Below are 15,406 nucleotides of genomic sequence, written 5' to 3' on the forward strand. Positions count from 1 at the left end.
GAAATGGCGAAACTCCGAAGATCCAAACGAGACTCTCCGGAACGATGCGGACATTCCGCACTCTCAGGCATCGTTATTCAGACCTTCCCTAAGGGGCTTCGGCTTGAAAGAACTGTTCGGCGAACCCGATTCATCTTTGAATCGCTCAAATCTGCGCAACTTTGAAATAAGCACTCTTGCGCCGCTATCATCAACGAAGCCTTCATAGATCGTAGTGCAGTTTCTAAAGTGCAGGTTTAGACGGTTCATGATCTTGCCAAGATCGGCGAGCATGGACTCGACACGCTCACGGCTGATGCCGTCAAGTGGGTTTGCTGCTCTATCAGTGGCGTATGCGTGGTCTTGGTGAGCAATGCGTTTGTTTCGATGATCTCTTGCGAATTTCGATTGATCGAGTGCAGCTTTGCAAAGTTCTTCCAACTCTTTTTTTAATGTGGCATCGTCAATTAGAGGTAGCAAAGAGTTGATGGTCAAGTTCTTCTTGCCACGAGTCTCAGGTGGATCAGTAAGCCGGGATATGCCAAGTAGAACGCTGTCCCAAATCTCGTCTTGAACTATCTTGAAGAAAAGTCCGGCTGTCCGGTTAAGCAGTGCCACTGTCTCTGCGTCAGATCCGAACAGCTGTCGATACTGCTGCCAAACTATGTGTAGTTCGATCAGTTTGCGGTGGAGAGTGGCGAATGCCAAGCCAAGCTCACCCCCCATCAACGTCACGTAGCTGGTATGCACTTCTTCCATGGATGCCGTTGATGTCATACAGTGCGTCCTAACTCTGGAATTAAGCAAAGTTTCAAAGAAAAATCGGCTTGAATGAACTGTTAGGCCGCATGGCTACTCATCGTTGATGCTGTCTAGCGTGCCTTTGACGAGCATAACGACAGGCAACGTGCTCAGTAGCAGCATCACAAAATTTGTCGTGATGAGCCAAGCTAAGAATCGAGCGTAGCTGTCTGTGAGTGGTTGAAAGTACAGAGATATAGAGGATGCAAATGTCAGAACAAGCTCTACCATTGTTATGCCGATCACTAGCAGCAGGGTTGCTAAGTGCCCGTGTTTTTTGTACCGAGCGAGTAGCGATGACCCTGACATGATTCCGAACAAAGCAAGCACCGCTGCCAGGAACCCGAGCATAGTGAAAGCGAAGCTAGCAAGGAGAGCAGCTAGTGACTCAATGCGCCCAGGGACGGCGTTGATGGTTTCTGCAACGCCATTAGGTAAAAGAAACGTGATCCAATAACTAAGCCCGTGGCTTAGTAGGATTATCAAGGTCAGCAAACGTAGCTTTCTGTACATTGGCGTTTGACCTCATTTCCTTCAGCTTCTCTTGAAGAAGCGCGTTTTTGTTCATCTGCTTGTCGAAATCTCTTTGGATCTTAGCGTCAGTGTCGCCACTTATTGGGTGGCGAACCGCTCCTTCTCCAACGAGATAGACGTCTATGACCTTGTCTGCGATAGCAGTGACAGCGCGGGCTTCAAAATCGGTCACGCCTTTCTGTCCGATTTGTGATGAGACACCCTGCAGTATGGCTTTTATATTACCGAGTCTTTTTTCTGGCCTGATCGTTATCTCGATAGGGCCTACCTCTGCATAGTTCTGTCCGGTCTTGCCGCTTATGAACTCAACCAGGTCCTCGTGAAGTTGATTGTCTCTTTGTAGTTCCACGGTAATTTTCCCGACACGACTTAACTTGGAAATGTCTTTTCGCTGCATCTGATGGGTTAGCGCAACGGTGTGGAACTTGTAAGGAAGCTTCAGGGACTCACTTACTTGGTTTATGTAACTTGAAAAGGTTGCGCCGCGCGGAGAAAGGATTTTGCAAGCAATTCCAAAGAAATCTTCGCGGAAATTGAGATATGACGCGAAGCCGGCCGAGTCTCCAGCGAGGTAAGTCTTTAGATCGCCTAGTGTTAGATTTTTTGAGTCGATCTTCTTGATGATCTCCTTGTCTAACGTGTGCAAGAACAAGTACTGGTCGCCAACTGTATGAATTAGATAGAGGCGCTCTCCCGCATGCTCAAACTTGGATTTGAAAACGGGCGTCTTCCATGAGCAGTACTTCTGAAGGAATGGCCGCAGATCTGCCCAATACTTTTTCTGACCGTTTCCTTTCGTGAAGTAGTACTGATAGTACGTGGCTTGCATTTGTTCCCCCTGTGGAAGTTCAGTCTAGGTCAACTCTATCTCACAAGTTGCGATCGGGGCAGGCATGCGCCCTAACGCTGGAATTAAGCCGCTTTTCTGAGCGACGTCGGCTCGAATGAGTTGGTAGGCAGTGAGTGGCCATTACCAGAAATCCAATTCCGCTGATCAATGCGCCCGTCTGTCCTTCACGTACCTGGCCTGCTGCAACCAGCGCCACTAGCAAGGCGCCTGTCGCCGCGAGCATGACGCCGGCAAGGCCGGCGAGCAGCTTCAGGAGTTTTTGATAGCGCATTCTTCGCATCCTAGTTCTTGCATTACGCAGCACTTCCGAGTGGCGCTGGCTTGAGGCCTGCTAGGACTTGTGATGCCGATAGTGGTTGCTGGTACTTGTGCTGCGGTAGCTGCCACCCTTGTGCGAGGCGCCGTGGCCTGCGCTGTAGTGACCGCCGTGACTGGCGGTGTGGTGCGCACCGGCGGCCCTGACGTGCGCTTGCGCTGCTGGGGCAAACAAACCGAGTGCGGCCACAGTCAGTGCCACGATGCTCCATGCCTTGCTCAACATTGTTTCTTCCCCCTGAAGAAATGTGTGGCTTTGCGGCTGCATTACATGCTGCGTGTTTTGATCCTCGCCGAGTTTTTGGGTTGCGTCAATGCGCTTGCGCGAGTGGTCGTTGGCTTTATCGGCTTTGCCCTCATCCGCCCTTCGGGCACCTTCTCCCGCGTGCGGGAGAAGGGATTGGTGAGTTGGTTATGGGCTGTTTTTTGTCGTTGGTGCGGTGGTTGGGATTGGCAGCGGCAGCGTATTGTTGAGGCCGGTAATCTCTGCGACGTTGCCATTGGTGATGACGCGTAGTTGTGCGGTTTTTAGGTTTGCGGAGTTGGGCAGCGGCAGGCGTACCTGGGTGGTGATTGGCTGCAGATCGCGTGGTGCGGCGAGCGCCGGGAAGGCGGCTCTTGCCAGCTCCTTCCCACGCCCATCCTCCAGTACCACAAACCCGGCCGGTGCGTCGGCATGGCCGAGGCTATGTACGGTCACTTCGATGGCGTCTGCGGTCACGCGCACATCGCCATGCCCAATGCCCAGGTCCGGGCGTAGTTCGACCGGGGTGGTGGCTGCGATGCGTTCGAGCTGCAGGATGGTGGTGCGGCCTGCGGGGAAGTCGATGTCGATGGAGGTGCTTTTTTCGAAGGCCACTTCCCGCGTTTTGGCTGGGCTGTCGAGCTTGCCGTCGCCATCGCGGTCCACGCCCTGGGTGATACGCCATTGGCCTGGGGCGACGTTCCAGCCGGTCATGCTGGCGCGCTGAGGTTTACTGGAGGTGTTGTAGGCGATGACGGTGAAGCGGTCTTGCCGGGGTGCGGGGATGGCGATGGCCACTTGGGTGGCGGCTTCTGGATCGGCAAAGCGCCAGCTGACGGTGTGGCCGGGATAGGTTTGATTGCGCTTGAGGGCGACGCCGCCCAGGCGGGCGCGTTGCAGGTTGACCGTGGGGGATTCCACGCGGTCGCTCCACCAGTGGCCTTCGGTGTTCATGTAGAAGTTCTGCAGTTTCTCTCTGGCCTCGCTGCGGTAAATGGCGGCGAGATAATCGAGATTACCGGTTTGCTCCCAGGCAACAAAGTGCGGGAAGTCCGGGGCGCTGCCATCGTCTTTGTTTGCGGCATCAACCAGCTTGCCGCTCCAGTCGCTGCGCTTGCCCATGACGTCGAGGAAGTTTTCGTTGAGCAGGGAGAGGCCATTGGGGCCGCTGTTGGCGACGCGGTAGTTAATCGGCTTGAGATAACGCGCGTCGCCGGTGAAGCGGTAGGCGGCCCAGAAGGTATGCAAGGTGTCGGCGCCGCCGCTGCCTTCGAACAGTTCGCCGCCGCGGGTTTTGCCGGTTTGCCAGTTGATCTCGTTGGGCAGTGCCCAGTTGCCCTTGGCGTTGGTGTAGGCATGGGCGAGATAGCCGTCTGCCAGGCCGGTGACGATGCGGCGGCTGTTGGGGTCGGCATTAAAGCCGCCCAGGATGATGGCCGGGTGCACGATGGGGAAGGAATACGGCTTTTGCCATTGCCAGTTGGGCTCGCGGTAGACCTTGCGGCCGCCGAACCAGTTGCTGGCGAACAACAGGTGGCCTTGCGGGTTGACCTGGATGATGGTGTCGAAGGCTTTCACCGTTTCCATCAGGCGCTCGACGGTACGCGGGTCGCCCCAGTTGAGATACAGCAGGGCGCTGTTGAGGTTGATGCCCTCCTCGTAGGAATGCAGCTCGTCGGTTTCGATGGTGGACAGGCCGTTGGTGAACATGCCGTCGCGGTAGTTGGCATCGGACAGCGCCAGCATGGAGGCGTTGAGGATGTCAGGGTCCACGCCCATCAGGGCGACGCCGGGCCATTGCTGCACCAGGTCCGAATCGTCGGAGATGCCGCCGCCGAAATCGCCGTAGGCCACCTGGCGCTGGTCGATCCACCAGCGGATGTAGCGACGCGTGGCGCTGAGGTCTTGCAGCTGCCAGAACGCCCAGGCGGGCACGCCCTTGGGCACTGCAGGCATCTCGACAGGCAGCGTGCCCTGGTTGGCGTAGCTGATGTCGTTCCAGTATTCGCGGCCGAGGGCGTTGTCCGGGTCCACGCGCAGCAGGTCGGTGATGTCGGCGTCCAGCCGCTTGTAGAGCAGTTGGCGCTTGGAGGTGGTGTGTTCTTCGACCAAAAAGCCCCAGTTGTCCTTGACCTGGTTGAAGCGGTCGGCGACGTGCTCGGTGATGGCCTCGGCGCGTGGTTTGAACACCAGCTGCAACTGGGTACCGTCGAGTGCGTTGGCATCGAAGCCGGGCGCGGCGGCGGCGATGCTGAGCATCAGGCTGTCGTTGCTCAAGATGCGGTCGCGCAGGTCCAGCCACAGCGTGCGCGGCTGGCCGGGGGTGACCGCGACCGAGACATCGATCATGTCGCGTGCGGGCCAGATGGGGTCCTTGATGCGGATGTTGAGCGGGATGCTGCCGTTGTGGGTGGCCGGCAGGTTCAGCGCCGGCAGGGTGATGGCGATGCCGTCCAGGCCGTCGTGCATGTTTTCCCAGCCGTACGACCAGCTGCGCATCAGCGCCTGGTCTGGCGGCGGGTCGCCCAGGCTGGAGGGCACCAGGATGTGCACGATGGGGTGCTGCGCGCCTGCAACGGTCTTGTCGCTGGGGCGCTTGCGGGCCGGTGCCTTGGTGGGCAGCGCGATAACGGTCTGGCGCTCGTTTAGCGGGTAGCGGCCGGCAATATAGTCACGCAGCGGGGCGAGGTTGTCGTAGTCGGGCTGGATATCGCTGCGCACGGTGTAGCTGAGTTGCGCGCTGCCTTTGGGCACCTCGCCCGGTTGCACGTTGTAGGCCCAGATTTCCTGGATGGGGGTTTCCTGCGCGGTGTTGGCAAAGCGCAGCGTGCCGCCACGGCGTGGCGCGAACTGGTCCACGCTGCGCACCACGCCTTGCTTGCGCTCGAACAGCGGCTGCGCTGGCGAGTTGGGCGCGGCATAGGTGGCCTGGCCGTAGGCGGCGCCGCGCAGCTCGATGCGGTTGACCGGCTCGTCCGGCAGGGTGAGGTCCAGCGCCTTGCCGCCTTCGACGTAGGTGTTCCAATCGGGCAGTTGGAAATAGTCGTTGCGCCCCGGCAGACGCGAGCGGTTGTAGACGCCGGGCCAGGTGGTTTCGGCGATGCCGTCGGTGGCCTTCCACATCCATTGCTTGAGGTCGCGCGCGTCGGTGAATTCCACCTTGCGGATGCTGGTGACCGGTGCGTCCAGTACGGGCGGTGCGTGGCCGTTGTCCCAACCGAAGCGGTGCAGAAAAGCAGCGCTCTGCGCGGCCTGGGTGGGTGGCTCGGCGGTGCTGGGCTCTTGCAGGCGCGCCAGTGCGGCGGCACCGTTGGCGTCGAGCATGCGGTCGTAGATGCGGATCTCGTCGAAATCGCTGCCGCGCAAAAAGTTGTAGCGGCTTTGCACCTGATGCGGCGACATCACGCGGCCGGCGAGGCCGAACTGGTCGAGTGCGGCATCGTAATCGAGCGCGCCCCCGTTGGTGCAGGGTGCACCGCAGTCCACGCGTGCAGCCTCTTTGCCGTCCACGTACAGGCGCACGCCACGGGTTTCGTCCCAGGCAAAGGCGATATGGGTCCACGCGCTGGCGCTGGGGGCTTTATCCAGCTTGAAGGAGACGCGGGTGCGCGCGAGGTTGGCATCGGTGACGAAGGCATCGAAGCCGTGGCCGTTCCAGTCGATGCGCAGCCAGGCCATGTCCCAGCTGGTGTGGTCGGCGTAGCCGACGCGGAAGATCACGAACGGCGCTTCGCCGACCGGGTAACGTGCACGCCAGAAAAAGCCGAGCGTGCCGCGCTGGGTGTACAGGTTGCCGGGCGCATTCCACGACAGCACGCCGTCGTCGGCCCATTCGATGGCATTGCCGCGTTTGCCGGTGGGCACCAGCGTGATCTTGTCGCGGAAGTTGGGGACGCGATCGCCGCGGGCCACATCGGCCTCCAGGCTGCGATCGGCCGAGACCCGGAACAGCAACTCCGGAGCCGTGGGGGTGGCCGCACTTGCCGGCAGCGCGATCAGACACAACACACCCATCCAAACCTTCAGCACACGCACCTCGTCTGTTTCAAAACCACTGCCGCACCGCATGGGCGACAGACACTGCAGCATGCCACCGCAACGCGGCACGCGGCGCATGCTTGGCGGCGAGCACGCGGGCCGGCACGTACGAGAGTACATGCCGTGCCTGCGTGCTGCGCGCGCCAGCCTGCGCCGCGTGCGGTGGTGCGATCGCTGCGTCCACTACAGCCCGTTTGCGGCCTTCCACTTGGGAATCTCGTCCTTCAACAACTTGTCCGGCCAGGTGCCATGCCAGGCATAGCCCACGCGGCGTTCGTTGGGCACCTGCATGTAGTCGGTCAAGGCCTTGCCGTCGCGGTTGGCATACAACGGGCGTTGATTCTGCAGGTCGTAGAAGCGTGACCATAACGAGGCACCGGGTTGCGCGACCAGAATCACGTCCTTGCCGGTTTCCTGGGTGGGGTCGTCGATTTTCTTGGTGGCCAGATCGCGCATGCGGTGGGTGTCGAACCAGACACCGGCCGATTGCACGGCGGTCTTGATCTTGGCCGACGGGTTGGGCTGGCGCATCAGAAACCGCACGATGCTCACCGACTCGCTGGACGACAACGAGGCCAGTTCGTAAGCGCGCGCCTTGGCCGGCTTGAGCGTGACCTCGTCGTACTGCGCGCCCCACACGGTGAGCGTGCTGCCGATCTTGACCTGGGTGGCGAGCACGCATTCCAGGCCCTTGGCCACTGCCTGCACTGCGCGTGCGCAGTGGCTGCCGCGCAGTTGCGCGCCGGTGTCGCCCTTGCCCTCGCCGATGTCCTGCAGCAGGTTGAGCACGCGCACCATCGCATCGTCGTTGTAGGTGATCTGATGGTGGTAGGACGACAAGTCCGGGTAGAACTGCGGCCAGCCGCCGTTGGCGTACTGCGCCTTGAGCAGGTAATCCACGCCACGGCGTGCGGCAGCGATGTACTTGGCGTTCTTTTCGTTCTTGAAGGCGGTGGACAGGTACGTGATTTCGGACGTGGTCGCCTTGTTGTCGATGGTGGCGTCGTCCTTGCGCCCGGGCTGTTGCAACTCGGCGATCTCGGCGGCGGTAAAGGTGCGCGTGTAATCCACCGCGACGCCCTTGTACTGCTTGGACCAGCCACCAGACGCGGTCTGCAGCAGCAACATGTTGTCGGCGATCTTGTCGGCCATGGCCGACAGCGGGGCCAGCAGCAACGCGGTGGTGAATGCGAGTGTCGATAAGCGCATCATCAGAACGGCCTCCAGCTGCCCAGGATGGTGTTGCGGTCCAGCGCGGCGGCCTGCGCAGCGGTGAGCTGGCGCGACCACTTCACGCGGCGCGACGGGTTGGCGCCGTTGCCGCTGCTCTGGTATTCGCTGTAGCGGGCAGTGGCCTCGTTGGCGGTGTTGCCCCAGTTGTTCCAGCCTTCGGGCAGGATGTGTGCGCCCAGCTGGCTGCTGATGAAGCTGACGCTGGCATACGGCCGCCACGGGCGCCCCAAGTGCACGCGCGAGACACCGCTGGCCGCGGTGACGCGGGCATTGCGGAACACGAAGCCGCGCGCGCTTTCCTGCGGGGTGGAGGCGGCAGTGAGATAGCCATCGCCCAGCGAATGCAGTTGCACGTTTTCGAACAGCGCGGTGCCGGCGCCGAACACGAAGTCCACCGTGCCTTCCACATAGCAATCCAAAAAGTACGACAGCTTGGCGCCGCGCAGGTACAGCGTGTCCTGGTAACCGAGGAAGCGCACGTTGCGGAACGCAGCGCGATCGCCATCCACACGTACCGCCACTGCCTGCCCCACCGGGCCTGCGTGATTGCCCAAGGCGAGTTTTTCGGCGGTGAAGTCGTTGCCGGCGATGATGACGCTGGACGAGCCGGAGGTGCCGTATTCGGTGCCGGTGGCCGGATTGATGCGCGAGGCGTAGTTGTCGTAAGTGATGATGGTCTGGGTGGGGCCGGCGCCGATGAGCTTGAGCGCCGGTGCGTTGGACGGCACTACGATCAGTTCCTGGTAGGTGCCGGCGCCGATGTTGATCTGCGCGCGTTTGCCGCCCTGTACGGCGGCGTCGATGGCGGCCTGTACGGTGCGGTAGCCGGCGCTGCCCTGCTTGGCCACGGTGTAGACCGGGTCGGCGGCCAGGGCCAGCGTGCTGCAGAGCGACAGCCCCGCCAGCATGGCGGTGGCGGCGAGGTTGCGTAACACGATCCTGCGATGCAATTGCATTGCTGTGCTCCTGTTAGAACTTGTAGCGCGCGCCGACGTAGTACTGGCGTCCGGTGACGGTGTATTTGTCCGGCAGTTCCAGCGTGGAATCGACGTAGCGACGGTCGGGGGTGTCGAGCAGGTTGATCGCCTCGAAGGTCAGCGACAGGTGATCGTTGAGCTTGTAGGACATGTTGAAATCGACGTTTTCAACGCTGTATTTGCCGGTGACATCGGCGGTGACCAGACGCTTGCCGTCCAGGTCGTAGACGTCCTCCTGGGCGAGGATGTTGTTGATGTAGCCATCGCGATAACTGGTGGATACGCGCGCACTGAAGCGGCCGTCGTCGTAATAGACAGTGGCGTTGTAGGAGTGCGGCGAGAGATTGAGCAGGTCGCGCTCGGTGGTGGTGGTGGTGATGCTGGTATTGCTGTTGCCGGCCGTGCTGAACAGGTAATTGATCTTGGAATCGACCTGGGTGTAGTTGAGCTGCACGCCGAAGTTGCGCCAGAAGCCGGGCAGGAAATCGAAGGCCTGCTGATACGTCAGCTCGAAGCCCTTGAGCGGGCCGCCGGGCGTGTTGAAGTAGCTCTGCACATTGAAGATGGTGTCCGGGGTGAAGCCTGCGGGCAGCAGATCCAGCGAGTAGCCCATCGCTTCCCAGGTGGTGAGCACGCGGGTGCGCTGCACGTAACTCTGGATGTCCTTGTAGAACACCGCCGCCGACAGCAGCGAGCCTTCGCGAAAATACCATTCGGCGCTGAGGTCGTAGTTGGTGGAGCGGAACGGGTCGAGCTTGGGATTGCCCAGATTGATCGAGAAAAAGCGCCCGTCGTCGAAGAACTGGGTGGGGCCGCCGCTGACGCTGGGCGACAGGTAGGCCAGCGTGGGGCGTGCCATGGTCTTGGCCGCACACAAGCGCAGCACCACCTCATCGCTGACGTCCCATGACAGGTTCAACGAGGGCAACACATCGCGGTAGTTGTGATTGACGGTGGTGGGCACCAGCAGGCGCTCGCCGGGGTTGGCGGTGGCGCTGGCCACGCCGAAGAACGACTCGCAGTTGGGCGAGATGGCGCCGGAGGCGGTGGCCGTGCACGGTGCATAGCCACTGGCGGCGATCTGCGTCTGCACGTAGCGCACGCCCAGGTTGCCGCGCAGCGCGCGACCCCACAGGTCGGTATTGAAATCCAGCTGCAGATAGGTGCCCAGGCTCTTTTCGTTGACCGCGAAATTGTTGTTGGACGAGCCGAAATGGCCGACATCGGCCAGGCGGTAATCGCCACCGGGCACGCCGGTATCGCAGTTGCAATTGATGTTGAGCAGGTCGGCGACTTTCTGGAAATCCGGAATCACCCAGGTGGTGGGAAAATTGCCGTTCAAGCTGCGGCCGAAGCCATCCAGATTGGTGCTCAGCTCGTTGACACCCACACCTGCGGGCAACGCCTGCGCCAGGCGGCCGTAGGAGATGTGCCGCGACTCCGACGTGTCCATGTCGTAGTTCTTGTAGGCAAGCCCGGTGCGAAAGGTGAAGGTGGAATTGATGTTGAATTCCAGATCCAGCTTGGCGGTGTCGAAGGTGTTGCTGACCGACTGCGGGTTGAGCCGCACTTCGCTGATGTTGGTGCCGCGCGCGGTGCCGTTGCTGTTGACCGGCACCGCGCCGTAGCCCAGCCATTGCCAGTTGTTGGTATTGCCCGCATCGAACGGGAACGTCATGCTGGGGTAGTCGCCGCCGTTACGCCGGTCGAGCACGAAGCCGTCGAGGTTGGTGTTGTCGAAGCTGACCAGCGAAAACACCGGGCGCTCGTAATCGGAGGTCGAGTGGCCCACCAATGCGTTGAGGCGCACCTGGTCGTTGAAGCGGTGCGCCAGGTCCAGGTTGACCTGCTTGAACTCGGTGGATTCTTCGATGGTGCTGGATTCGGTGCGGAAATCGACGTTGTCGAACACGCCGTAGGTGAGGCGGTTCTGCTCGTCCACCTGCGCTTCGCGCACCGCAATCTGGGTCTTGCCGCCGAAGTTGGCAGTGCGGTGCAGGTTGGCGCCAACCGAATCTTCGCGCTGGTCCTTGTCCAACTTGGAGTACAGCAGGTCGACATTGAGCAGCGTGTCGTCGCTGAATTTGAATTGCAGTGCGCCAGTAACACCGAGCCGCTTGATCTCCTGATCGGTGCGGATATAGCGCGGGTAACGCGGAATCCACGCATCGGTGGCCGTTTCGTAAGCCTGGATGTTTTCGGGCGTATTGGCCGGGCGCGCGATGCCGGTGCCGCAGCTGGTGGCACTGATGCCGTAGCTGCCCCAGCCGTTGTTGCGGTCCTGGTTGGCCTGCGAGCCCACGCCGGCGCGCGTTTCATTCGACAACGGGTTGCGCGGGGTTTGCGGGTTGTAGCCCACTGGCGAGCAGAACCCGTAGGTGCCGTTGTTGGTGGCGGTGCTCTGGTTGGAGTTGCGGTAGTTGCCGTGCTCCCAGCGCACCGGGTTGTAGCCTTCTTCGCGCAGATGGCGCTCGCTGTAGGACACCGACATCAACGCGCCGACGCGACCATCGGCCCAGATGTTGCTGATCAGGCCGGAGAAGCGCGGGTCTTTTTCGCGCGAGAGATCGTTGTAGCCGTATTGCGTGGACGCAGCGGCCTCAAAGCCGTCGAAGTCGAACGGGCGCGAGCCACGCAAATCGACGGTGGCACCCAATGAGCCTTCGTCCATCTGCGCCGACTGGGTCTTGCTGATGGTGACGCGGCTGAACAACTCGGAGGCAAAGGTATTGAAGTCGAAACCACGGCTGCGGTTGACGCCATCGCTGCCGCTGCCGGCGGTGGCCAGCGCTTCCAGCCCGTTGATGCGCACGCGGGTGAAATCCGAGCCCAGGCCGCGCACGGAAATCTGCTTGCCCTCACCGCCTTCGCGGTCGATGGAGACGCCGGCGATGCGCTGCATCGATTCGGCCAGATTCAGATCGGGAAACTTGCCGATGTCTTCGGCATAGATCGCATCCACCTGCTCCACGCTGTAACGCTTGGCGTCCAGCGATTGCTGCAGGCTTTCGCGATAGCTGGCCTTGACCTGCACACGGTCCAGATCCACCGGATCGGTGGGCGTGGTGGGCGAACCGACGGTTTGCGCGGCAGCGCCGACACCGTGCAAGGCCAGCACAATGGCCACCGACAGACGCGCGACGGACAGGCGGGCGCCTGCCGCGTGGGCAGGACGACACGAACGGGCTTGCATGATGCGGCTCTCTCCCTGGCACTGGCTGCAAAGACGCGCTCAGCCCCCCAAGGCCATCGGCGTCGCACGAAACATCCCGCCCACCGCGTTGCATGCGCGCCCGAAAAACCGGGCGCAAGACGTCATCGCGATCAGGCGTTGGAATCAGGCCCGCTGCGCGTGTGCGCAGCGGGCGGACACGCTTTTAGAACTTGTAGCGGGCGCCGAGCAGGAACTGGCGACCGGTTTCACCGTATTGCAGCGGCAACTGGCCGGTGCGCGGCGAGGACACCCACTCGTCGGAGGCTTCGTTGGTGAGATTGATGCCTTCCAGGCTCAACTCCAGCTGCTTGCTGATCTTGTAGCGCAGCGAGGCGTCGATCATGGTGGTGCCGGTCATGCCGTGCACGCCATCGACGTTGAAGCCGGCTTCCGAACCCGGTGCCTGGGTCAGGTAGTCGTCGCGGTTGGTGGCCGACACGCGCCCTGCGAAGGATTCGCCTTCGTAGAACAAGGTGGCATTCCACGACGAGCGCGACAGCCCGAGCAGATCGTTCTTCATCACCGGCGCGCCGCTGCTGGCCAGGTACTGGATCTGCGAATCGACCCAGGTGTAGTTGAGCTGCACGCCCAGGTTGGCCCACTTGCCCGGCAGGAAGGTGAAGGGCTGGGTGTAGTTGGCTTCCACGCCCTTCAATTCGCCGCCCGGGGTATTGAGCGGGATGCTGAAGGCGAAGTCGTCGTTGACGGTGGCGCCGGTGCCGGCCAGCAATTCGGCCGGCAGGCCGCTGCTGGAGTACGGGCGCACTTCGCGCGCGGTCTGGATGAAGCTTTCGATGTCCTTGTAGAACAGGCCGACACCGACCATGGCGCCTTCGTTGAAGTACCACTCCAGGCCGAGGTCGACGTTGGTGGCTTCGATCGGGTCCAGATCCGGGTTGCCGCCGGCCACGGTGCGCGAGCCGCCGGCCACCGCCACGGTGACGCCGGGGGTGAGGCTGCCCAGGCCGGGACGGCTCATGACCTTGGCCGCACCCAGGCGCAGCAGCAGGTCGGGCATCAGCTCGGCAACCAGGTTGAACGAGGGCAGCGTGTTGTTGTATTTGCGGCCCACGGTGGTCAGCGCCGGTGCGTTGTTGATCAACGCATAGCCAGTGGACTCCTGCTCGGTACGCACGTAACGCACGCCGAAGTTACCCGACAGCGGGATGGAGCCCAGATCGGTGGAGAACTCGCCCATCAACCACACGCCGCGGTCTTTTTCTTCGACGCTGCGGCTGTTGTTGACGCGCGGGGCCACTGCAAAGGTGCCGCTGTTACTGTAGATGCCGAACTGATCGGCCACCGCATCCAGGTTGGGCACGACCCAGGCATTGGGGCTGCCGTTGATGCCCTTGAGCCCGGCCTGTTCGGTCAGGTCTGCCGGCACGATGGTGGTGCCGTTGGCGAAGTTGGGCACCGACAGCTCGTTGGCGCGGCGCAGTTCGACGGTGCTGAAGGTGTAGTTCTTGGCCAGCACGCCGCCCTTGAGGCGGAAGCCGGGGCTGATGTTCCAGTTGAAGTCGATCTGCCCGGTGTCGAAGTCGTTATCCACCGACTGCGGGCGCAAACGGATTTCGGCCAGCTCCCAGCCATTGGGATTGGTCGGGTCGATCCCGTAGTTCAGCACCGGCGCGCGGTTGTTGCCGCGGTAGTCGTAGCTGTACCCGTCGACGTCGTACTTGTCCATGATGATGGTGGTCTGGATCGGGTTCTCGTGCGCAGAGCGCGAGGTCCCCACCCGGGCATTGACACTGAAGGCATCGTTGAAACGATGCTCCATGTCGAAGCTGATCTGCTTGAACTCGGTGTTCCACTCGTCGTGGCGGTTTTCGGTACGGATGTCGACGTTGTCGAATTCGCCGTAGACCAAGGCGTTGTTGCGGATCTCGCCGTTGCGCACGATGGTGGCCGGCTTGCCGTCGCGCACTGCACGACGCGGGGTGAGCCCGTCGCGGTTGCGGCTGAAGGAGATCGCTTCGATGTAGTGCTCGTCGCGCTTGGCGTCGATCTTGGAATACAGCATGTCCAGCGACAGCGTGGTGCGATCGGACGGCTTCCACTGCAGCGAGCCGGTGATGCCCAGGCGCTGCTGGTCGTGGATCTGCTGGGTGTAGCGCGGGAAACGCGGGTGGTAGACATCGGCCGAGCGCGCGGCGGCGAACGGCGAGGTGGCGCTGAAACCGCCGTTGCTGGGGCCATTGGCCCAGCGGCCGGTGTTGGAACCTTCTTCCAGCACTTCGCGCTCGGTGTAGGCCACCGACAGCAAGGCGCCGAAGGTGTTGTCGGCCCAGGTATTGGCGATCAAGCCGGCCACCCGCGGGTTGGCCTTTTCGGCCATCGCGTTGTAAGCGGCCTGGGTGCTGGCAGCGAAGGTGAAGCCGTTGTAGTCGAACGGACGCGCGGTGCGCAGGTCGACGGTGGCGCCCAACGAGCCTTCTTCCACGTCGGCCGAGGCGGTCTTGCGCGCGATCAGCTGCGAGAACAGATCCGAGGCGAACACGTTGAAGTCGAAGCCGCGGCCGCGGTTGGTGCCACCGCTCTGGTCGCCGGCGCCCACGGTGGTGAGCGCTTCCATGCCGTTGATGCGCACGCGGGTGAACTCCGGGCCCAGACCACGCACCGAAATGGCGCGGCCTTCGCCGGCCTCACGGGTGATCACCACGCCGGGGATGCGCTGCAGCGACTCGGCCAGGTTGAGGTCGGGGAACTTGCCGATGTCTTCAGCGACAATCGCATCGACCACGCCGGCTTCGCCGCGCTTGATGTCCAGGGCTTTTTCCACCGAGGCGCGATAGCCGGTCACCGTGACGGTGTCCAGGTCCACGGCCGGTTCTGCAGGCGCTTGGGTGGTTTCTTGTGCTGCCAGGTGGCCGCTCAGCGCCAGGCCGATCGATAACGCCAGCAAGGTAACCGGTGTCTTCCGGTTGGTGGTCCGAAATTGCATGTCCTCCCCTCCCAAGGGTCCATGAACAATGTGAAATGCGGGGGTGTGAGCGGCAATGACACCGCTGGTCAAAACGACGTTATCAGCTGAATCGTCGTTCAACATCTTGCAGCGCAGCAGAAATGGGCAGTGAATTCGCCTAAATGGGGCACAAGCCGTCACGCCGTGTCGCATAGTGGGGCTCGTCGGCGCTCTTGCGGGAAGGCTAGAATGACACCGATGGTCATCGTAACGCGCCACCGGTCCCCCGCCCCGTGACGCACCACACAGCCGAGGT

General features: G+C 61.7%; 9 protein-coding genes. All 9 read right to left on the bottom strand.

The genetic code is table 11. The features are described 5' to 3' along the window. Positions 1–63: 63 nt before the first annotated feature. On the bottom strand, positions 64–756 hold the full coding sequence (locus tag XdyCFBP7245_RS12990) for an AbiU2 domain-containing protein (RefSeq protein WP_104616021.1): 693 nt from the start codon (positions 754–756) through the stop codon (positions 64–66). A 481-nt stretch (positions 757–1,237) separates the two neighbouring features. Further along, on the bottom strand, positions 1,238–2,143 hold the full coding sequence (locus tag XdyCFBP7245_RS13000; protein WP_104616023.1) for a hypothetical protein: 906 nt from the start codon (positions 2,141–2,143) through the stop codon (positions 1,238–1,240). Between the two features lie 40 nt (positions 2,144–2,183). Further along, the gene (locus tag XdyCFBP7245_RS13005; RefSeq protein ID WP_104616024.1) at positions 2,184–2,435 is read right to left on the bottom strand and encodes a hypothetical protein; all 252 of its coding nucleotides are present in this window, start codon (positions 2,433–2,435) and stop codon (positions 2,184–2,186) included. 60 nt (positions 2,436–2,495) lie between these two features. Then, positions 2,496–2,705 carry a hypothetical protein gene (locus XdyCFBP7245_RS13010; protein ID WP_170068635.1) on the bottom strand — a complete coding sequence of 70 codons (210 nt, stop codon included), beginning with the start codon at positions 2,703–2,705 and terminating at the stop codon, positions 2,496–2,498. Positions 2,706–2,891: 186 nt separating this feature from the next. Further along, on the bottom strand, positions 2,892–6,758 hold the full coding sequence (locus XdyCFBP7245_RS13015; RefSeq protein ID WP_104616025.1) for a LamG-like jellyroll fold domain-containing protein: 3,867 nt from the start codon (positions 6,756–6,758) through the stop codon (positions 2,892–2,894). 186 nt (positions 6,759–6,944) lie between these two features. Beyond that, positions 6,945–7,973 (bottom strand): pectate lyase, encoded by a 1,029-nt coding sequence (pelA, locus tag XdyCFBP7245_RS13020; protein WP_104616026.1) that lies wholly within the window; start codon positions 7,971–7,973, stop codon positions 6,945–6,947. Next, entirely contained in the window at positions 7,973–8,950 is a 978-nt protein-coding gene (locus tag XdyCFBP7245_RS13025) for a pectinesterase family protein (RefSeq protein ID WP_104616027.1), read from the bottom strand. The genes pelA and XdyCFBP7245_RS13025 overlap by 1 nt, the downstream gene beginning before the upstream one ends. A 13-nt stretch (positions 8,951–8,963) precedes the next feature. Then, complete coding sequence (locus tag XdyCFBP7245_RS13030) at positions 8,964–12,164, bottom strand: TonB-dependent receptor (protein ID WP_104616028.1); 3,201 nt, start codon at positions 12,162–12,164, stop codon at positions 8,964–8,966. 184 nt (positions 12,165–12,348) lie between these two features. Continuing rightward, positions 12,349–15,129, bottom strand: coding sequence for a TonB-dependent receptor (locus tag XdyCFBP7245_RS13035; RefSeq protein WP_104616029.1), 2,781 nt, complete (start codon positions 15,127–15,129; stop codon positions 12,349–12,351). Between the last annotated feature and the right edge of the window lie 277 nt (positions 15,130–15,406).

This window comes from Xanthomonas dyei, from assembly GCF_002939865.1.
GTDB lineage: Bacteria > Pseudomonadota > Gammaproteobacteria > Xanthomonadales > Xanthomonadaceae > Xanthomonas > Xanthomonas dyei.

Bases quoted from the DNA above. Each gene is read 5' to 3' on its own strand.
- XdyCFBP7245_RS12990 (WP_104616021.1), bottom strand. From the start codon at position 756: ATGACATCAACGGCATCCATGGAAGAAGTGCATACCAGCTACGTGACG.
- XdyCFBP7245_RS13000 (WP_104616023.1), bottom strand. From the start codon at position 2,143: ATGCAAGCCACGTACTATCAGTACTACTTCACGAAAGGAAACGGTCAG.
- XdyCFBP7245_RS13005 (WP_104616024.1), bottom strand. From the start codon at position 2,435: ATGCGCTATCAAAAACTCCTGAAGCTGCTCGCCGGCCTTGCCGGCGTC.
- XdyCFBP7245_RS13010 (WP_170068635.1), bottom strand. From the start codon at position 2,705: ATGTTGAGCAAGGCATGGAGCATCGTGGCACTGACTGTGGCCGCACTC.
- pelA (WP_104616026.1), bottom strand. From the start codon at position 7,973: ATGATGCGCTTATCGACACTCGCATTCACCACCGCGTTGCTGCTGGCC.
- XdyCFBP7245_RS13025 (WP_104616027.1), bottom strand. From the start codon at position 8,950: ATGCAATTGCATCGCAGGATCGTGTTACGCAACCTCGCCGCCACCGCC.
- XdyCFBP7245_RS13030 (WP_104616028.1), bottom strand. From the start codon at position 12,164: ATGCAAGCCCGTTCGTGTCGTCCTGCCCACGCGGCAGGCGCCCGCCTG.
- XdyCFBP7245_RS13035 (WP_104616029.1), bottom strand. From the start codon at position 15,129: ATGCAATTTCGGACCACCAACCGGAAGACACCGGTTACCTTGCTGGCG.